The organism is Phenylobacterium sp., from assembly GCF_025351295.1.
Lineage (GTDB): Bacteria > Pseudomonadota > Alphaproteobacteria > Caulobacterales > Caulobacteraceae > Phenylobacterium.
In genome coordinates this window covers 1-17,414 of the sequence record NZ_JANXWD010000005.1, presented here as the reverse complement: position 1 = coordinate 17,414, position 17,414 = coordinate 1, and the positions used below count along the sequence as shown (strand labels likewise).

The 17,414-nt window shown below is 68.9% G+C and carries 19 protein-coding genes; 5 read left to right on the top strand and 14 right to left on the bottom strand.

What is annotated here, in order from left to right; translation table 11 throughout:
• Positions 1-136 precede the first annotated feature (136 nt).
• Together Q0R13_RS00730 and Q0R13_RS00725 are read right to left on the bottom strand one after the other, a co-directional pair.
• Complete coding sequence (locus Q0R13_RS00730; RefSeq protein WP_293897965.1) at positions 137-673, bottom strand: carboxymuconolactone decarboxylase family protein; 537 nt, start codon at positions 671-673, stop codon at positions 137-139.
• 85 nt (positions 674-758) lie between these two features.
• Positions 759-1,316: a peroxiredoxin gene (locus Q0R13_RS00725; RefSeq protein WP_293897962.1), complete on the bottom strand. Its 558-nt coding sequence runs from the start codon at positions 1,314-1,316 to the stop codon at positions 759-761.
• 130 nt (positions 1,317-1,446) lie between these two features.
• Here Q0R13_RS00725 and Q0R13_RS00720 point away from each other — a divergent pair, with 130 nt between their 5' ends.
• Positions 1,447-2,343 carry a hydrogen peroxide-inducible genes activator gene (locus Q0R13_RS00720; RefSeq protein WP_293897959.1) on the top strand — a complete coding sequence of 299 codons (897 nt, stop codon included), beginning with the start codon at positions 1,447-1,449 and terminating at the stop codon, positions 2,341-2,343.
• Here Q0R13_RS00720 and Q0R13_RS00715 read toward each other — a convergent pair.
• Together Q0R13_RS00715 and Q0R13_RS00710 are read right to left on the bottom strand one after the other, a co-directional pair.
• A complete protein-coding gene (locus Q0R13_RS00715) occupies positions 2,340-3,362 on the bottom strand; it encodes a glycerophosphodiester phosphodiesterase (protein ID WP_293897956.1) in 1,023 nt (340 codons plus the stop codon). The genes Q0R13_RS00720 and Q0R13_RS00715 overlap by 4 nt on opposite strands.
• A gap of 16 nt (positions 3,363-3,378) precedes the next feature.
• Positions 3,379-4,173 (bottom strand): inositol monophosphatase family protein, encoded by a 795-nt coding sequence (locus Q0R13_RS00710; protein ID WP_293897953.1) that lies wholly within the window; start codon positions 4,171-4,173, stop codon positions 3,379-3,381.
• 75 nt (positions 4,174-4,248) lie between these two features.
• Between Q0R13_RS00710 and Q0R13_RS00705 the strand changes: the two genes are divergently transcribed.
• Positions 4,249-4,656: a GFA family protein gene (locus Q0R13_RS00705; protein WP_293897950.1), complete on the top strand. Its 408-nt coding sequence runs from the start codon at positions 4,249-4,251 to the stop codon at positions 4,654-4,656.
• Here Q0R13_RS00705 and thiE read toward each other — a convergent pair.
• The 5 genes from thiE to Q0R13_RS00680 are packed head-to-tail and all read right to left on the bottom strand — an operon-like array spanning position 4,653 to position 8,026.
• Positions 4,653-5,300 carry a thiamine phosphate synthase gene (gene thiE / locus Q0R13_RS00700; protein ID WP_293897947.1) on the bottom strand — a complete coding sequence of 216 codons (648 nt, stop codon included), beginning with the start codon at positions 5,298-5,300 and terminating at the stop codon, positions 4,653-4,655. The genes Q0R13_RS00705 and thiE overlap by 4 nt on opposite strands.
• A 14-nt stretch (positions 5,301-5,314) precedes the next feature.
• On the bottom strand, positions 5,315-5,464 hold the full coding sequence (locus Q0R13_RS00695; protein WP_293897944.1) for a hypothetical protein: 150 nt from the start codon (positions 5,462-5,464) through the stop codon (positions 5,315-5,317).
• 18 nt (positions 5,465-5,482) lie between these two features.
• Entirely contained in the window at positions 5,483-5,629 is a 147-nt protein-coding gene (locus Q0R13_RS00690; RefSeq protein WP_293897941.1) for a DUF2474 domain-containing protein, read from the bottom strand.
• Entirely contained in the window at positions 5,613-6,635 is a 1,023-nt protein-coding gene (gene cydB, locus Q0R13_RS00685; protein ID WP_293897939.1) for a cytochrome d ubiquinol oxidase subunit II, read from the bottom strand. The genes Q0R13_RS00690 and cydB overlap by 17 nt, the downstream gene beginning before the upstream one ends.
• Positions 6,632-8,026, bottom strand: a complete 1,395-nt coding sequence (locus Q0R13_RS00680) for a cytochrome ubiquinol oxidase subunit I (protein WP_293897937.1) — start codon at positions 8,024-8,026, stop codon at positions 6,632-6,634. The genes cydB and Q0R13_RS00680 overlap by 4 nt, the downstream gene beginning before the upstream one ends.
• A 158-nt stretch (positions 8,027-8,184) precedes the next feature.
• Here Q0R13_RS00680 and Q0R13_RS00675 point away from each other — a divergent pair, with 158 nt between their 5' ends.
• From Q0R13_RS00675 to Q0R13_RS00665, 3 genes are all read left to right on the top strand, one after another.
• A complete protein-coding gene (locus tag Q0R13_RS00675; RefSeq protein ID WP_293897935.1) occupies positions 8,185-8,370 on the top strand; it encodes a (2Fe-2S)-binding protein in 186 nt (61 codons plus the stop codon).
• 109 nt (positions 8,371-8,479) lie between these two features.
• On the top strand, positions 8,480-8,962 hold the full coding sequence (gene bfr, locus Q0R13_RS00670; RefSeq protein ID WP_293897933.1) for a bacterioferritin: 483 nt from the start codon (positions 8,480-8,482) through the stop codon (positions 8,960-8,962).
• A gap of 178 nt (positions 8,963-9,140) precedes the next feature.
• Positions 9,141-10,796, top strand: a complete 1,656-nt coding sequence (locus Q0R13_RS00665; RefSeq protein WP_293897931.1) for an MFS transporter — start codon at positions 9,141-9,143, stop codon at positions 10,794-10,796.
• Between the two features lie 150 nt (positions 10,797-10,946).
• Here Q0R13_RS00665 and Q0R13_RS00660 read toward each other — a convergent pair whose 3' ends face one another.
• From Q0R13_RS00660 to purT, 5 genes are all read right to left on the bottom strand, one after another.
• Positions 10,947-12,404, bottom strand: a complete 1,458-nt coding sequence (locus tag Q0R13_RS00660) for a catalase (protein ID WP_293897929.1) — start codon at positions 12,402-12,404, stop codon at positions 10,947-10,949.
• Between the two features lie 111 nt (positions 12,405-12,515).
• A complete protein-coding gene (gene fba / locus Q0R13_RS00655; RefSeq protein WP_293897926.1) occupies positions 12,516-13,601 on the bottom strand; it encodes a class II fructose-bisphosphate aldolase in 1,086 nt (361 codons plus the stop codon).
• 24 nt (positions 13,602-13,625) lie between these two features.
• Positions 13,626-14,816 carry a phosphoglycerate kinase gene (locus Q0R13_RS00650; protein ID WP_293897923.1) on the bottom strand — a complete coding sequence of 397 codons (1,191 nt, stop codon included), beginning with the start codon at positions 14,814-14,816 and terminating at the stop codon, positions 13,626-13,628.
• A gap of 37 nt (positions 14,817-14,853) precedes the next feature.
• A complete protein-coding gene (gene gap / locus Q0R13_RS00645) occupies positions 14,854-15,864 on the bottom strand; it encodes a type I glyceraldehyde-3-phosphate dehydrogenase (RefSeq protein ID WP_293897920.1) in 1,011 nt (336 codons plus the stop codon).
• 195 nt (positions 15,865-16,059) lie between these two features.
• Positions 16,060-17,262: a formate-dependent phosphoribosylglycinamide formyltransferase gene (purT, locus tag Q0R13_RS00640; protein WP_293897917.1), complete on the bottom strand. Its 1,203-nt coding sequence runs from the start codon at positions 17,260-17,262 to the stop codon at positions 16,060-16,062.
• Positions 17,263-17,414: the final 152 nt, after the last annotated feature.

Genomic DNA, 17,414 nt, shown 5'->3' with positions numbered 1-17,414 from the left:
GTGCCTGAGGCGCAAGTTTGCAGCCCTAGAGATTCAGAAAACCCAATTATTTCAACTACGAGATTTTGCCTGTTTGAGCGGAAGGGCCATGAGAGGGCGAAAATCGGCCCTCACCGTCGACTTTTTCAACAGCCTGCTAGGCCGCGAGCGCCGCCTCCGCGTCGATCACCCGGCTGGCGGCGTTGACCACCGCGGCGATGCGCAGCGCGGCCTGGATCTCCGGGGCGGTGACGCCGTGGGTCTTCAGCTCGGCCTCGTGGGCGTCCAGGCACATGCCGCAGCCGTTCACGGCAGAGACCGCGGTGGCCCACAGCTCGAAGTCGGCCTTGTCGACGCCGGGGTTGGCCAGGCCGTTCATCCGCAGCCGGGCCGGCAGGGTCTTGTACTCGCCGTTCGAGAGCAGGTGCAGGGAGCGGTAGTAGACGTTGTTCATGCCCATGATCGCCGCGGCCGCCTTGGCCGCGGTGAGGGCTTCGGGGGCGAGGCCGGCGGCGATGGCGGCGGCCTCAACCGCGCGCACCACGGCCGGCGCGCCCACGGCATGGGCCGAGGCGACGAAGGCGCCCCACTTCTGCTGGTCGCTCAGCACCGTCTCGGCCGCGAGGCTGGAGAGGTTGAGGCTGATGTCCTTGGCGTAGGCGGGCAGGGACTCGCGCAGGGTGTCGAGGGACATGGCGATGGCTCCGGAAAAAGGGGGAAGGGGTCCGGGCGGCGCGGGAGAACGCCGCCCGGACGGGCTGAAGTCGCGGGTGTGTGGCTTACGCGGCCTTCAGGGTCTCGCCGCCAACCGAGCGGTTGCACGGGCACAGTTCGTCGGTCTGCAGGGCGTCGAGCACGCGCAGGGTGTCCTGCGGGTTGCGGCCCACGTTCAGGTTCGTGACGTAGACGTGCTGCACCACATTGTCGGGGTCGACGATGTAGGTGGCGCGCAGGGCCGCGCCTTCGTCTTCGTTGAACACGCCCAGGTCGCGGGCGAAGGTCGCGCCGTTGTCGGCGAAGTTCCAGATCGCCAGCTCGTTGAGGTCGGGATGCTCGCGCCGCCAGCCTAGCTTGGCGTGCTCGTTGTCGGTCGAACCGCCCAGCACCACGGCGTCGCGCTCGGCGAACTGCGGGTTCAGCTTGGCGAACTCCGCGATCTCGGTCGGGCAGACGAAGGTGAAGTCCTTCGGGTAGAAGAAGATGACCTTCCACTGGCCGGGGAAGCTGGCCTTGGTCAGGGTCTCGAAGGCGCTCACGCCCTTTTCTTCGTGGCGCATGAACTTGGGCTTCACGCCCACGATCTTGAAGTCCGGCAGGGTCTGGCCAACACCCAACATGTGCTTATCTCCTTGAAATGGCTGGCGGCCGAGGGGAGCCGGCTGCCGTGGAAGGGAGATAGGGCGTTGCCCCTCACAATTCCAATCGATAGTTATTTTGCTTTGCATAGAATGCATCTATCTTAGCGCCATGCTCCCCACCATCCGTCAGCTCCAGTACCTCAAGCTGCTCGCCGAGCACGGCGGGTTCGGCAAGGCGGCCGAGGCCGCGCACGTCACTCAGCCCACCCTGTCGGCCGGCATCCAGGAGCTGGAGCGGGCGCTGGGCGCGCCGGTGGTCGACCGCGCCCGCTCAGGCGTGATCCTGACCACGGTCGGCGAGGAGGCGCTCCGCCGCGCCACCATCATCCTCAACGAGGCCGAGGAGCTGGTCGAGGCGGCCAAGAACGCCGGCCAGCCGCTTACCGGCCGGTTCCGGCTGGGCGTGATCCCGACCATCGCCCCGTTCCTGCTGCCGGGCGCCCTGCCGCTGCTGCGCACGCGGTTCCCACGGCTGAAGCTGTTCCTGCGCGAGGACCTGACCCAGCGGCTGATCGCCCAGCTGAAGGCCGGCCGGCTGGACGCGGCGCTGATCGCCCTGCCCTACGATATGGCCGGCCTGGAATGGGCGCATGTGGCCGACGACGAGCTGCTGGCCGCCCTGCCCGCGGACCACCCGCTGGCCCTGCTGAAGTCGGCGACGCCCGAGGCGATGGAGCGCGAGACCCTGATCCTGCTGGAGGACGGCCACTGCCTGCGCGAGCACGCCCTGTCGGCCTGCCGGCTCAACCCGCCACGCAGCGGCTCGGGCGAGGAGCCGTTCGAGGCCACCTCCCTGCCCACACTGGTGCAGATGGTGGGCTCGGGCCTGGGGGTGACCTTCCTGCCGCAGATGGCGGTCAGCGCCGGCTTGGCCAAGGCCGCCAACATCGCCATCCGCCCCATCGACGCCCTGAACCCCTCGCGCGAGATTGTCGTCGCCTGGCGCGCCGGCTCCAACCGCCGCGCCGAGGGCCGCCTGCTGGCGGAGGCGCTGAAGGAAGCCTAGCCCCGCGCCCTGGCCGCCAGGCCGGGGAAGTCGCTGAACAGGCCGTCGATGCCGGTGGCGAACAGCGCCCTGTAGACGGCGTCCGCATCGCCGTGGTCGGCCGGGTTGGTCCCGCGTTGCAGGGTCTTGGGCAGGAAGGCGTTCTCGGCCCGCACCGTCCAGGGGTGCACGGCCATCCCCGCCGCATGGGCGTCCTTCACCAGCTCTGTAGCCGGCCCCAGGGCGCCGTCGATCACCGGGACCACCAGCGGCCATTCCGGCCCCAGCCCCTCGGCGAAGGCGGCGATGGCCTTGATCCCGGCCGCGGACTTCACGTCGACCGGCCCGGGGCCTTGGGCGACCAGCATCACCCGGCGCGCCTTGCCCAGCTTGCGGTAGGTCTTCAGCGGCTCGACCTCGAAGCATTGCACGAAGACCGGTGCGCTCAGGCTGTCGAGCCCGTTGGCCTTCAGCATGTCCGCCAGCCGCGCCTCGATCGGCTGGCCGATGCCGGCGAAATAGCTGGGGTGCTTCATCTCCGGATAGGTGCCGATGGTGCGGCCGACCCGCCTGGACTCGGCCTTCGCCAGGTCGATCACCTCCTGGTAGGTCGGGATTGCCTCCTGGCCGTCGAACGCCGCACTGCCCGGCCGCAGCGCCGGCAGGCGTTCGCGGGCGCGCAACGTCTTCAGTTCGGCCAGGGTGAAGTCCTCGGTGAACCAGCCGGTGAGCTTCTGGCCGTCGATCACCTTCTCGGTCTTGCGGGCGCCGAACTCGGGGTGGGCGGCCACATCGGTCGTGCCGCCGATCTCGTTCTCGTGGCGGACGACCAGATGGCCGTCCTGGGTGACCACGCAGTCTGGCTCGATGAAGTCGGCCCCCTCGGCGATGGCCAGCCGGTAGCCCATGATCGTGTGCTCGGGCCGCTCGCCGCTGGCGCCTCGGTGGGCGATGATCAGCGGCTTCTTCGCCGGCGTGGCAAAGGCAGGGGTTGCGGCCAGTGCGAGACTGGCGGCGGCGAGAGTGCGGCGGGTGATCATGCCCGCCAGCTTAGCCTCATTTTGCGGCGGTCAGGCGACTGAGCAGCAGCGGGTGGATGTCGAGGTTGCCGGCGATGACCGAGCCGGAGCCCAGCACGTCGGTCCCGCCCTCGGCGTCGGTGACCTTGCCGCCGGCCTCGGTGACCAACAAAATTCCGGCGGCCATGTCCCAGGCGCTGAGGTCGCGCTCCCAGAAGCCGTCGAACCGGCCGGCCGCCACCCAGGCCAGGTCGAGGGCCGCCGCGCCGAACCGGCGCACGCCGGCCACCCGCTGGCTGACCTGGTGCAGCTCCTTCAGGAACCTGGCGTGCTGGCCGTGGCCCAGGAAGGGGATGCCGGTGGCAATGACCGACTCGTCCAGCTTCTGGCGCGCCGCCACCCGCAGGCGGTGGTCGTTGACGAACGCGCCCTTGCCCTTCTCGGCCCAGAACAGCTCGTTGGTCACCGGGTTATAGGTCACCGCCGCCACGATCGCGCCTTCGCGCTGCAGGGCGATGTTGATCGCAAAGTGGGGGATGGCGTGCAGGAAGTTGGTGGTGCCGTCCAGCGGGTCGACGATCCAGGTGTGGGTCTTATCGGTCCCCTCGATCAGGCCGCGTTCCTCGCCGTGGAAGCTGTAGCCGGGGCGGGCCTTGGTCAGGGCCTCGAAGATGGTCTGCTCGGCCTTCAGGTCGGCGGCGGAGACGAAGTCGGCCGGCGCCTTCTTGGCCACCTGCAGCTCGGCCAGTTCGCCGAAGTCGCGGTTCAGCCCCCGCGCCGCCTTGCGCGCGGCGTCGCTCATCACCTTCAGGAGGGCGGTTTGGGTGCTCACGGTATGAAAGATCTCGGCGGCCGATAGAGGGCGCGATACCTAGTCGCCGAGACCGGCGAACGCAAGGAGACGGCGATGGCGGAACGTGAGGCAACCTGCGCCTGTGGCGGCCTTAGGGTGACGCTGGCGGGCGAGCCGTTGCTGGTCTCCACCTGCTGCTGCACCCGCTGCCAGCGGCGGACGGGCAGCTTCTTTGGCGTGACCGTCTATTTCCGCCCGGCGCAGGTGACGGGCCGGGTCGGCGAGGCGGCGGAGTTCCGGCGGCCCGGCAGTGAGGCGACCTTCCGCTTCTGCCCACGCTGCGGATCGTCGGTCTGGTGGGCGTTCGACGATCCGGCGGAGGATATCGTCGGCGTGGCCGGCGGCGCCTTCGCCGACCCGCGACTGCCGGGCCCGCACCGCATGACCCATACGGCGACCGGCCATCCCTTCGTGACCTCGCCGCAGGGCATCCCGACCTACGAGGACGGGCCGCCGGACTAACGCTCGGCGACGCCCGCCGCGATCTCGTGAATCAACGCCCTGACGGCCGCTGAAGGGCCGTCCGGATAGGCCCAGACCCCCGCCGACACCGCCGCGAAGTCGGCCCCTGCCCGGGCGATCTCGCGGACGTTGGCCGCGGCTATCCCGCCGATGGCGACGCAAGGGGTCAGCATGTCGGACTGCCAGCCGGTCAGCAGGTCCAGCTCGGCTCGCGCGGACGCGTTCTTGGTGGTCGTCGGGAAGAAGGCGCCGAAGGCGACATAGTCGGCGCCGGCCTCCGCCGCCTCCATGGCCAGGTGCAGGCTGTCGTGGCAGGTCACACCCACCATCCGGTCCGGGCCGACGATCCGGCGGGCCTCGGCGTAGCTGGCGTCGGTCTGGCCGACGTGGACGCCGTCGCAGCCCAGCCTGGCCGCCAGGTCGGGACGGTCGTTCAGGATCACCGCGACGCCGCGCGCCTGGGCGATCGGCAGGATCACCTCGGCAGCCGCGGCCACGATATCGTCGCCCACGTCCTTCAGCCGGACCTGCAGGGCGGCCACATCGCCGGCGTCCAGGGTGTGGGCCAGTGTGCGGCCAAAGCCGGCCAGGTCGTCCAGGCGGGGCGGGGTGATCAGGTAGAGGCGACAGGGGGGCAGGGCCATGCGCCGGTTAAGCCCTATCCGTGCAGGGCCCTCAAGACCTGGCTGACGCCGACCATCGCCACCACCACCCCGAAGAAGATGCCCACGAACACGAAGATGCGCAGCCACTGGCGCGAGGTCGGCGGCGGGGTGTTCGGATCGGGCGGGGGAATGAAGACGGCCATGGACGGTTGTCAGCCTACCTAGCGCAGGAGCAACTTCAAGGCATAGGCGATGGCGGCGCAGGAGGCCGCGCCGGTGAAGGACAGGCCGGCGAACCAGGCCAGCCGCTTCCAAAGCGGCGGCAGGGCCGCGCCCGGCTCCGGCGGCGTCTCAATGATATCCCGCATCGCCCCCCACCTTACCGCGGAACAGCCAGTAGACCCAGACCGTGTAGCCAAGGATCGCCGGCAGCAGGATCGCCACGCCCACCAGCATCAGGGCCAGGGCATTGTCGGCGTTGGCGGCCTGCCGGTAGCTCATGGCGTAGGGGACGATGTTGGGGAAGAAGCCCACCGCCAGCCCGATGTAGCCGGAGAAGAACACCAGGTAGGCGCCGAGGAAGGGGGTCACGTGGTGGTTTCGCCGGAGGCCGAAGGCGGCGAGCAGCAGGCCGGCGAGACCGGCCAGCGGAATCGGCGTCAGCGGCAGCAATCTGGCGAGGTCAAACACCCCACCCGCGAACCCCCAGCGCACCGCGACCCGCGGATGCAGCAACAGCGTCGCCAGACTGACGGCGGCCAGCAGGACCGCCGTGGCCCCGATCGCGATCCAGCCCCAGCGGCGGGCCTTGGCCTGCAATTCGCCCTCGGTGCGCCAGACGATCCAGGTCGCGCCCAGCAGGGCGTAGCCGGCGACCAGCCCCACGGCGACCAGAGCGCTGTAGGGCGTGAGCCAGTCCAGCGGGCCGCCGGCGAAGACGCTGTCCTTGAGGGTCACGCCCTGGATGAAGCCGCCCAGCGCCAGGCCTTGCGCCAGGGTGGCCGCGATCGAGCCGCCGGCGAAGGCCGCGGTCCAGAACGGCTTGCCGCGCGTGCGCCCGTGGTGGCGGAACTCGAAGGCGACGCCGCGCAGGATCAGCGCCAGCAGCATCATCAGGATCGGTCCATACAGCGCCGGCATCAGGGCGGCGTAGGCGAACGGGAAGGCGGCGAACATCCCCCCGCCGCCCAGGACCAGCCAGGTCTCGTTGCCGTCCCAGATCGGCGCCACGCTCTCCATCATCACGTCGCGTTCCCGGGGCGTGGCGAAGGGGAACAGGATGCCGATGCCGAGGTCGAAGCCGTCAAGCAGCACATACAACAGCACGGCGATCGCGATGATCCCGGCCCAGATCAGGGGAAGGTCCAGGCTCATGACTGGCCTCCATGGCCCTCGGCGTCCAGCGCGCCCAGGGCGGAGCCCGGCGGCCGGCCGGTGTCCCGGGGCGGCTCGTCCTCGAGGCTCGGGCCGGCGGCGATCAGGCGCAGGATGTAGATCACCCCGGCGCTGAAGATCACCCCATAGACCACCATGAACCCGAGCAGCGAAGCGGAGACCTGCCCCGCGGTGACCGGCGAGACGGCATCGGCGGTGCGCAGGACGCCGGTGATCACCCAGGGCTGGCGGCCGACCTCGGCGACGATCCAGCCGCTGACCACCGCGACGAAGCCGGCCGGCCCCATGGCGACCGCGGCGCGCAGGAACAGCCGGCTCCGCTCCGGCCCGCCGCGCAAGATCAGCCAGACGCCCCAGAATCCCAGGCCGATCATCGCCACGCCCAGTCCGACCATCACCCGGAACGCCCAGAAGACGATGAACACCGGCGGGCGGTCGCCCGGCGGGAAGGCCTTCAGGCCCTTCAATTCGGCGTCGGCGCGGCCGGCGGTGATCCAGCTTCCGAGCTTGGGGATCGAGATCTCCCAGCGGTTGCCGGCGATGGCCCGGTCCGGCCAGGCGACGATGTGGAAGGCCTGCTCGGTCCTGGTCTCCCAGAAGGCCTCGATGGCGGCCAGCTTGGCGGGCTGGACCTCCTCCAGGCGCTTGCCGGCGGCGTCGCCGACCAGCAACTGGGCCGGCGCCACCAGGGCGAACATGCCGATCGCCATCCGCAGCGCGATGGAGCTCTCGGCCTCGGCCCCCTTCAGCAGCCGCCAGGCCGAGGCCGCGCCGACCACCAGGGCGGTGGTCAGATAGGCCGCCAGCGTCATGTGCGCGAGCCGCTCGGGGAAGGTCGGCGAGAAGATCACCGCCATCCAGCTGGTCGCCCGCAGCGTGCCGTCCGCCAGGGTGGTGAAACCGGTCGGATGCTGCATCCAGCTGTTGGCCGAGACGATCCAGAAGGCCGAGACCAGGGTCCCGTAGGCGACCAGGGCTGTGGAGGCGAAGTGCAGGCCACGCCCGACCTTCTTCCAACCGAACAGCATCACGCCCAGGAACGAGGCTTCCAGGAAGAAGGCGGTCAGGACTTCGAAGGCCAGCAGCGGCCCGATCACCGGCGCGGCCACCGCGGCGAAATGGCTCCAGTTGGCGCCAATCTCGTAGCTGAGGACGACCCCGGAGACGACGCCCATGCCGAACGAAATCGCGAAGATCTTCACCCAGAACAGGTAGAGCCGCTTGAACGTCTCCCGGCCCGTGGCCAGCCAAAGGCCCTCCAGCACCGCCAGGAAGCTGGCGAGGCCGATGGTGAAGCTGGGGAAGATGATGTGGAACGCGATGGTGAAGGCGAACTGCAGCCGCGACAGGATCAGCGCGTCGAGGTCCATGACAGCAAGGCTCCAAACTCGCGACCGCCTATAGCACAGCTCAACCGCCTGGCCTCTGGCCTTCCCCGGTTCGGGTCGACGCATGTTCTGCGAATGACTTGCAAACTCGTTCGCAACAAGCTATCTCTGGATCATCAGCCAGGAGCCGTCGGCGCGTCATGTACATCTGCAACTGCAATGGCATCCGCGAGCGCCAGGTGCGCGACGCAATCGCGGCCGGCGCCAGCCGCCCGGCGCAGATCTTCAAGGCCTGCGAGTCCGCGCCCCAGTGCGCCCGTTGCGTCTGCGACATGCGCAGGATGCTGGACGAAGAGCGCGAGGCGCTGCGCTACGCGGCCGAATAGCGCCGCCGCGCCGCCTTTTTAGCGACCGCAAGTCACTTGCAGACATAGGCTTTGACACCTCCCGCGACGGGCGTGAGGGTCCGCGCGACGGCAGCATCAGGGGACGGACATGCAGGGCGACAGGGACATCATCCGGCTGCTGAACGCCGTGCTGACCAACGAGCTGACGGCGGTGAACCAGTACTTCCTGCATGCGCGGATGTACGAGAACTGGGGCTTCGTGCGCCTGGGCAAGATCACCTACGAAGAGTCGATCGGCGAGATGAAGCACGCCGACAAGCTGATCAAGCGGATCCTGTTCCTCGAAGGCCTGCCCAACCTACAGGACCTGCACAAGCTGGCGCTCGGCGAGACCGTGGGCGAGGGCCTGACCGCGGACCTGGCGGTGGAGACCGGCGGACGGGTGACTCTGGTCGACGGCATCAAGCAATGCGAGGGCGCCGCCGACTTCGTCTCTCGTCACCTGCTGCGCGAGATCCTGTCGGACACCGAGGAGCACATCGACTTCCTCGAGACCCAGATCGGCCTGCTGAAGGCCCTGGGCGAGGCCAACTACCTACAGAGCGCCATGGGCGAACTGCCGGAGGGTTAGACCCCCGCCGTCATCCCACGGTCAGCCGCAGGCTTATCCGGGGGACCCAAGCCGACTCACCCTCCGACCCTGCCGCCGCCTGGATCCCCCGGATCGCCCTGGCGGGCGACCGTGGGATGACGAACGTGGGGGTTGGCCCTACGGTCCTGCCAACGACGTGCGTTTGGGGAGGCCCACGATGGCGACGACGGCAGAGGCCGCAATACCCCCGCGCGCGTCCAACCTGACGGTGATCGCCGGCGCCTCGGTGGGCACGGTGTTCGAGTGGTACGACTTCTACCTCTACGGCTCGCTGGCCGGGTTCATCACCACCCACTTCTTCTCCGGGGTGAACGAGGTCACGGGCTACATCTTCGCCCTGCTGGCCTTCGCCGCCGGGTTCGCGGTGCGACCGTTCGGGGCCATCGTGTTCGGGCGGCTGGGCGACCTGTGGGGGCGCAAGAACACCTTCCTGATCACCATGCTGCTGATGGGGATCTCGACCTTCACGGTGGGCCTGCTGCCCAGCTACGACACCATCGGGATCGCCGCGCCGGTGCTGCTGATCGCGCTGCGCCTGCTGCAGGGCCTGGCGCTGGGTGGGGAATACGGCGGCGCGGCGACCTATGTGGCCGAGCACGCGCCGGTCGGGAAGCGCGGCCTCTACACCGCGTGGATTCAGACCACGGCCACCTTCGGCCTGTTCCTCAGCCTGGTGGTGGTGATCGTGGTCCGCACCCGGGTGGGCGAGGACGCCTTCAAGGCCTGGGGCTGGCGCGTGCCGTTCCTGGTCTCGGCCCTGTTGCTGGGGGTCTCGCTGTGGATCCGCCTGCGGCTCAACGAGAGCCCGGTGTTCCAGAAGATGGTGGACGAGGGCACGACCTCGAAGGCCCCGCTCACCGAGAGCTTCGCCCGCTGGCCCAACCTGAAGCTGGTGATCCTGGCCCTGCTGGGCCTCACCGCCGGCCAGGCGGTGGTCTGGTACACCGGCCAGTTCTACGCCCTGTTCTTCCTGGAGAAGATGCTCAAGGTCGACGGCATCCTGACCAACCAGCTGGTCGCCGTCGCCCTGCTGCTGGCCACGCCGTTCTTCCTGGTGTTCGGCTGGCTGTCGGACAAGGTGGGGCGCAAGCCGGTGATTCTGCTGGGCTGCGTGCTGGCGGCGCTCACCTATTTCCCGATCTTCAAGTCGCTGACCGCCGCCGCCAACCCGGCCCTGGCCGCCGCCTCCGCCAGCGCCCCGGTCACCGTGGTCGCCGATCCGGCGACCTGCGCGCTGCAGTTCGATCCGGTCGGCAAGACCGCCTTCACCAGCGGCTGCGACGTGGCCAAGTCGGCCCTGGCGACCGCCGGCGTGTCCTATGCCAACCAGGCCGCGCCCGCGGGGACGCCGGCCATGATCCGCATCGGCGGCAAGACGCTGCCCAGCCTGGAGGGGACAGCACTGGCCAAGCCGGCGTTCAAGACCGCCAAGGCGGCCTGGACCAAGGGCTTCGCCGCCGAGCTGAAGGCCGCCGGCTATCCAGCCAAGGCCGACCCGGCCCTGATGAACAAGCCGCTGGTGGTGGCCCTGCTCTGGCTGCTGGTGATCTATGTGACCATGGTCTACGGCCCGATCGCCGCGGCCCTGGTGGAGATGTTCCCGGCCCGCATCCGCTACACTTCCATGTCGCTGCCCTATCACCTGGGCAACGGCTGGCTGGGCGGGTTCCTGCCAACCACCGCCTTCGCCATGGTGGCGGCGACCGGCAACATCTACTTCGGCCTCTGGTACCCGATCGGCGTCGCGGCCTTCACGGCGGTGGTGGGGTTCCTGTTCGTCAAGGAGATGCGAGGCGCCGATATAGAGGCCTGATTTCCTTCCCCTTCATGGGGATGGACAGCTCGCCCACGGCAAGCCGGGTGGGGAACTCACGATCATCCCCAACGCCCCGGCCCGGCCCACACCTCCCCACCCTGCCTGCTGCGCAGGCTGTCCCTCCCCATGAAGGGGAGGGAAATGCAGCTACTCCGCCGGCTCCATGGCCAGCAGCCCCACCCGGTGCGCCACGCCGGCGCCGTAGGCCGGGTCGGCCTTGGCGAAGTGGGCGATCTGGCGGCGCTGGATGGCCTCCGGGACGCCGGCCATCGCGCCGGCGATGTTGTCCATCAGCTGGCGCTTCTGGTCGTCGCTCATCAGGCGGAACAGGTCGCCCGCCTGGCCATAGTCGTCGTTGCCGGCCCGGTGGTCGTAGCGGTCGGCGTCGCCTGAGATCTTCAGCGGCGGCTCGCGGTAGGCATGGTCCTCCTTGGGCCCGCCGAAGCTGTTGGGCTCGTAGTTCACCGACCCGCCGCCGTTCTCGTCGAAGCGCATCGCCCCGTCGCGGTGGTAGCTGTTCACCGCCGACTTCGGCCGGTTGACCGGCAGGGCCTCGGCATTGGTTCCCACCCGGTGACGGTGGGCGTCAGCGTAGGCGAACAGGCGGAACTGCAGCATCTTGTCGGGGCTGTAGCCGACGCCGGGGACCACATTGGCCGGCGAGAACGCCGATTGCTCGACCTCGGCGTGATAGTTGCCGGGGTTCCGGTTCAGCTCCAGCACGCCCACGTCGATCAGCGGGTAGTCTGCATGCGGCCAGACCTTGGTCAGGTCGAAGGGGTTGTAGGGCGTGGTCTCCGCCTCGGCCTCCGGCATGATCTGCACCTGCACGGTCCACTTCGGGACGTCGCCGCGCTCGATGGCCTCATAGAGGTCGCGTTGATGGCTCTCGCGGTCGCCGGCGATCAGGGCAGCCGACTCCTCGTTGGTCAGGTTCTGAATGCCCTGCTGGGTCTTGAAGTGGAACTTCACCCAGAACCGCTCCTGGGCGGCGTTGATGAAGCTGTAGGTGTGCGAGCCGAAGCCGTGCATGTGCCGGTAGCTCTTCGGGATGCCGCGGTTCGAGAACAGGATGGTCACCTGGTGCAGGCTCTCCGGCGACAGGCTCCAGAAGTCCCACATGGCGGTCGGATTGCGCAGGTTCGAGCGCGGGTCGCGCTTCTGGGTGCGGATGAAGTCGGGGAACTTCAGCGGGTCGCGGACGAAGAACACCGGGGTGTTGTTGCCCACCAGATCCCAGTTGCCCTCGGCCGTATAGAACTTCAGCGCCCAGCCGCGCACGTCGCGCTCGGCGTCGGCCGCGCCGCGCTCGCCGGCCACGGTGGAGAAGCGCAGGAAGATGTCGGTCTGCTTGCCGACCTCAGAGAACAGGTCGGCGCGGGTGTAGACGCTGAGGTCCTTGGTGACCGTGAAGGTCCCGAAGGTGGCCGAGCCCTTGGCGTGCACGACCCGCTCGGGAATACGCTCGCGGTTGAAGTGCGCGTGCTTCTCGAACAGGTGCAGGTCCTGCACCAGCAGCGGGCCGCGCGGGCCGGCGGTGAGACTGTTCTGATTGTCGGAAACCGGAACACCGGCGGCGGTCGTCAGGGTCTTGGGCTTGTCCATGGGGTCCTACCATCGCGGATCGTCAGGACCCCAGATTGTCGAACCTCCCCCTCATTGGAAAATTGATAATAATTTCGATTAGGATCGCCTCAGTCTATCGCATCGGCGCCGCTACTCCGCCGCGGCGCGGGTGATGCCGAGCTTGGGGGCCAGTTCGCCGGAGGCGTAGCGCTTGGCCATGGTCGACATCGGGATCGGGGTGATCTTGCTGGCCCAGCCGGCCGTGCCGAACTCCTCCATGCGCTGGCGACAGACTCCGCGCATCGCCTCCATGGCGGGCTTGAGGTATTTGCGCGGGTCGAACTCGCCGGGGTTCTCGGCCAGTACCTTGCGAATGGCGCCGGTCATGGCCATGCGGTTGTCGGTGTCGATGTTGATCTTGCGCACGCCGTGCTTGATGCCGCGCTGGATCTCTTCCACCGGCACGCCCCAGGTCTGGGGCATCTCGCCGCCGTACCGGTTGATCACGTCCTGAAGATCCTGAGGCACCGACGACGAGCCGTGCATCACCAGGTGGGTGTTGGGCAGGCGGCGATGGATCTCCTCGATCACGGTCATGGCCAGCACGTCGCCGTCCGGCTTGCGGGTGAACTTGTAGGCGCCGTGCGACGTGCCCATCGCGATGGCCAGTGCGTCAACCTCGGTGGCCTTCACGAACTCGACCGCCTGGTCGGGGTCGGTCAGCAGCTGGTCGTGGCTGAGCTTGCCCTCGAAGCCGTGGCCATCCTCCTTCTCTCCCTCGCCGCTCTCCAGGCTGCCCAGGATGCCCAGCTCGCCCTCGACGGACGCGCCGACCCAGTGGGCCATGTCCACCGTGTTGCGGGTGACCTTGACGTTGTAGTCGTAGTCGGCGGGCGTCTTGCCGTCGGCCTTCAGCGAGCCGTCCATCATCACGCTGGTGAAGCCGAACTGGATCGCGGTGGCGCAGGTCGCCTCGTTGTTCCCGTGGTCCTGGTGCATGCAGATCGGGATGTGCGGGTACAGCTCGGCCAGCGCGTCGATCAGGTGCTTCAGGACGGTGTCGTTGGCGTAGGAGCGCGCGCCGCGGCTCGCCTGGATGATGACCGGGCTGTCGACGGCGTCGGCCGCCTCCAGGATCGCCAGGCCCTGTTCCATGTTGTTGATGTTGAAGGCGGGGACCCCGTAGCCGTGCTCGGCCGCGTGATCCAGAAGCTGTCGAAGCGTAATCCGAGCCATCGCCCGCGGGTCCTTACCTGTGTCCTATTGGTTCAGCGCCGCCACGCCGGGCAGCACCTTGCCTTCCATCCATTCAAGAAACGCGCCGCCGGCGGTGGAGACGAAGGTGAAATCGCCAGCGACACCGGCCGCGTTCAGGGCTGCCACGGTATCACCGCCGCCGGCCACCGCCACCAGCTTCCCGGCCTTGACGAGTTCGGCGGCGTGCCTTGCCGCTTCCATGGTGCCTTTGTCGAAGGGCGAAATCTCGAAAACGCCCAGCGGCCCGTTCCAGACCAGGGTCTTGGAGTTGTTCATGGCGCGGCAGAGGCGCTCGACGGTCTCCGGGCCGGCGTCGAGGATGCGTTCGTCGTCGTCGACCGAGCCCACGTCGCGCACCCGGGCCGGGGCGCCGGGCGCCAGTTTTTCCGCCACCACGATGTCCAGCGGCAGGAAGAGCTTGCAGTTGTTCTGGCCGGCCAGGCGGATGATGTCGCGGGCGGTCTCGGCCAGCTCCTTCTCGCAATAGGAGGCGCCGACGTCGTGGCCCTGGGCGTAGAGGAAGGTGTTGGCCATGCCGCCGCCGATCGCCAGCTTGTCCAGCGTGGTCACCAGGTGCTTCAGCAGGTCCAGCTTGGTGGAGACCTTCGAGCCCCCGACGATGCCCAGCACCGGCCGCTCGGGATGGCCCAGGGCGCGGTCCAGGGCCTCAAGCTCCAGGCGCATCTGCTCGCCCGCATAGGCCGGCAGGCGGCGCGCCAGGCCCACGGTCGAGGCATGTGTCCGGTGCGCGGCGGAGAAGGCGTCGTTGACGAACAGGTCGCCGTTGGCGGCCAGAGCGTCGGCGAACTTCGGATCGTTCGCCTCTTCGCCGGCGTGGAAGCGGACGTTCTCCAGCAGCAGGACGTCGCCGGGCCGCAGGGCGTTCACCGCGTCGCGCGCCTTCTGGCCGATGCAGTCCTCGGCGAAGGCCGCAGGCACGCCCAGCACCTTGCTCAGCGGCGCCACGATCGGCTGCAGGCTCATGGATGGCACGACCTTGCCTTTGGGCCGGTCGAAGTGGGCCAGCAGGATCACCTTGGCCCCGCCTGCCCGAAGCTTGTCGACGGTGGGCTTGGCGGCGCGCAGGCGGGTGTCGTCGGTGACCTTGCCGTCGTCCATGGGGACGTTGAAGTCCACCCGCACCAGGGCGCGCTTGCCGGCGAGATCCGCCTGATCGAGCGTCTTGAAACTCATCGGCCCACTCCCCCGCTCATCCCCGCGACGGCGGGGATCAGATCAGCTTCGCCATGGCCAGGGCCGTGTCGGCCATGCGGGTCGAGAAGCCCCACTCGTTGTCGTACCAGCTGAGCACCCGGCCAAGGCCGCCGTCGACCATCTGGGTCTGCGGCAGGGCCACCGTCGAGGAGGCGGGGACGTGGTTGAAGTCGTGGGAGACCAGCGGTTCGCCGGTCACCGCCAGGATGCCCTTCAGCGGGCCGTCGGCGGCGGCGGCCGACATGGCGGCGTTGATCGCCTCGACCGAGACCTTGCGGCCCGGCACGAAGGTCAGGTCGACCACCGAGACGTTAGGGGTCGGCACCCGGATCGACGAGCCGTCCAGCTTGCCGGCCAGGGCCGGGATCACCAGGCCCAGCGCCTTGGCGGCGCCGGTGGACGTCGGGATCATCGACATCGCCGCGGCCCGCGCGCGGTAGAGGTCCTTGTGCATCGTATCCAGCGTCGGCTGGTCGCCGGTGTAGGAGTGGATCGTGGTCATGTAGCCACGCTCGATGCCGCACAACGCCTGCAGCACATGGGCCACCGGCGCCAGGCAGTTGGTGGTGCACGAGGCGTTGGAGATGATCAGGTCATCGGCGGTGAGCGTCACGTGGTTCACGCCGTAGACGATGGTCTTGTCGACGCCATCGCCGGGCGCCGAGATGATCACCCGCTTGGCGCCGGCCTTGAGGTGGGCGGCAGCCTTGTCCCTGGCGGTGAACAGGCCGGTGCACTCCAGCGCGATGTCGACCTTGAGCTCGGCGTGCAGCAGGTCGGCCGGGTCGCGGATCGCCGTGACCTTGATCTTGCCGAAGCCGGCGTCGATCCAGTCCTCGCCGGTGGTCACCGTTCCCGGGAAGCGGCCGTGCACGCTGTCGTAGCGCAGCAGGTGGGCGTTGGTCTCCACCGGCCCCAGGTCGTTGATCGCCACCACCTCGATGTCGCGGCGCCCATGTTCCACGATCGAACGCAGGACCAGGCGGCCGATCCGACCGAACCCGTTGATGGCGACGCGAACCGTCATGGGGCGGAGATCCTTCGTGTTTTCCTGTGGCGCGGTTTCTTGGGGGCGAGCGCGCGGGTGTCAACCCCTAGCGCCCATCCCTCCTCTTTAGGGGAGGGCCGACTCGACGACGTCGAGCGGGGTGGGGGTCTCGCGTTCAAGCCTCGAGTTTGAGCCTGACTTCCCCACCTGGCCGCTCCGCGGCCTGTCCCTCCCCTAAAGAGGAGGGATGACGGGCTTCACCTTGCCCGCCGCCTCGGTGGCGCGGGCGCGGGCCGTATCGGTGTCCGCGGCGCGCGCCAGGGCCACGCCCATGCGACGGCGTTCGAAGCTCTCCGGCTTGCCGAACAGGCGCAGGTCCGCGCCGGGGACACTCAGCGCTTCGGCGACGCCGTCGAAGGCGATCCCCCGCGCCTCCATCCCGCCGTAGATCACCGCGCTGGCACCCGGTTCGCGCAGGGTGACGTCGGTGGGCAGGCCCAGGATGGCGCGGGCGTGGAGGACGAATTCGCTCTGGTGCTGGGTGACCAAGGTGACCAGGCCGGTGTCGTGCGGGCGGGGCGAGACCTCGGAGAACCAGACCTCGTCGCCCCGCACGAACAGCTCGACGCCGAAGATCCCGAGGCCGCCCAGGGAGTCCGTGACCGCAGCCGCGATCTCCCGCGAACGGACCAGGGCGGCCGGCGTCATCGCCTGGGGCTGCCAACTCTCCACATAGTCGCCCTTCACCTGCCGGTGGCCGATCGGCGCGCAGAAGCTGGTGGTGACCTGGCCGGCCTTCAGGCTACGGACGGTCAGCTGGGTGATCTCGAAGTCGAAGGCGATGCAGCCCTCGACGATGACTCGCGGCTGTTCGACCCGGCCGCCCTCCAGGGCGTAGCGCCAGGCGGCGGCGATCTGGTCGGGGAGCTCGACGTAGGACTGTCCCTTGCCCGACGAACTCATCACCGGCTTCACGAAGCACGGGAAGCCCACGGCCGCGGCGCCCGCCGCCAGTTCCGCCTGCGTCGAGGCGAAGGCGTACGGGCTGGTCGGCAGGCCCAGGTCCTCGGCGGCCAGCCGGCGGATGCCCTCGCGGTTCATGGTCAGCTGGGCCGCGCGCGCCGTGGGGATCACGGTGGCCAGGCCGTCGGCCTCGATCCGCGCCAGTTCGTCGGTGGCGATCGCCTCGATCTCCGGCACGATCAGATGCGGCCGCTCGGCCTCGACGACGGCGCGCAGAGCGGCGGCGTCGGTCATCGCCAGCACATGGCTGCGGTGCGCCACCTGCATGGCCGGGGCATCGGCGTAGCGGTCGCAGGCAATCACCTCGCACCCCAGCCGCTGCAGCTCGATGGCCACTTCCTTGCCGAGTTCGCCCGAGCCTAGCAGCATGACCCGGACGGCGGTGGGTGAGAGCGGGGTGCCGAGGCGGGTCATCCGAGGGCCTTTCGCTGCTGGCTGCGTAGAGCGCCAATGTCTCTGGGACTCAGTCATTTCCCAATGATCGTCATCCCGCGGCTTGTTCGCGGGACCCATCGATACGCTCGCGCGACGGTCGGGATGGGTCCCGCGGACAAGCCGCGGGATGA

Bases quoted from the DNA above. Each gene is read 5' to 3' on its own strand.
- Q0R13_RS00730 (WP_293897965.1), bottom strand. From the start codon at position 673: ATGTCCCTCGACACCCTGCGCGAGTCCCTGCCCGCCTACGCCAAGGAC.
- Q0R13_RS00725 (WP_293897962.1), bottom strand. From the start codon at position 1,316: ATGTTGGGTGTTGGCCAGACCCTGCCGGACTTCAAGATCGTGGGCGTG.
- Q0R13_RS00720 (WP_293897959.1), top strand. From the start codon at position 1,447: ATGCTCCCCACCATCCGTCAGCTCCAGTACCTCAAGCTGCTCGCCGAG.
- Q0R13_RS00715 (WP_293897956.1), bottom strand. From the start codon at position 3,362: ATGATCACCCGCCGCACTCTCGCCGCCGCCAGTCTCGCACTGGCCGCA.
- Q0R13_RS00705 (WP_293897950.1), top strand. From the start codon at position 4,249: ATGGCGGAACGTGAGGCAACCTGCGCCTGTGGCGGCCTTAGGGTGACG.
- thiE (WP_293897947.1), bottom strand. From the start codon at position 5,300: ATGGCCCTGCCCCCCTGTCGCCTCTACCTGATCACCCCGCCCCGCCTG.
- Q0R13_RS00695 (WP_293897944.1), bottom strand. From the start codon at position 5,464: ATGGCCGTCTTCATTCCCCCGCCCGATCCGAACACCCCGCCGCCGACC.
- Q0R13_RS00690 (WP_293897941.1), bottom strand. From the start codon at position 5,629: ATGCGGGATATCATTGAGACGCCGCCGGAGCCGGGCGCGGCCCTGCCG.
- cydB (WP_293897939.1), bottom strand. From the start codon at position 6,635: ATGAGCCTGGACCTTCCCCTGATCTGGGCCGGGATCATCGCGATCGCC.
- Q0R13_RS00680 (WP_293897937.1), bottom strand. From the start codon at position 8,026: ATGGACCTCGACGCGCTGATCCTGTCGCGGCTGCAGTTCGCCTTCACC.
- Q0R13_RS00675 (WP_293897935.1), top strand. From the start codon at position 8,185: ATGTACATCTGCAACTGCAATGGCATCCGCGAGCGCCAGGTGCGCGAC.
- bfr (WP_293897933.1), top strand. From the start codon at position 8,480: ATGCAGGGCGACAGGGACATCATCCGGCTGCTGAACGCCGTGCTGACC.
- Q0R13_RS00665 (WP_293897931.1), top strand. From the start codon at position 9,141: ATGGCGACGACGGCAGAGGCCGCAATACCCCCGCGCGCGTCCAACCTG.
- Q0R13_RS00660 (WP_293897929.1), bottom strand. From the start codon at position 12,404: ATGGACAAGCCCAAGACCCTGACGACCGCCGCCGGTGTTCCGGTTTCC.
- fba (WP_293897926.1), bottom strand. From the start codon at position 13,601: ATGGCTCGGATTACGCTTCGACAGCTTCTGGATCACGCGGCCGAGCAC.
- Q0R13_RS00650 (WP_293897923.1), bottom strand. From the start codon at position 14,816: ATGAGTTTCAAGACGCTCGATCAGGCGGATCTCGCCGGCAAGCGCGCC.
- gap (WP_293897920.1), bottom strand. From the start codon at position 15,864: ATGACGGTTCGCGTCGCCATCAACGGGTTCGGTCGGATCGGCCGCCTG.
- purT (WP_293897917.1), bottom strand. From the start codon at position 17,262: ATGACCCGCCTCGGCACCCCGCTCTCACCCACCGCCGTCCGGGTCATG.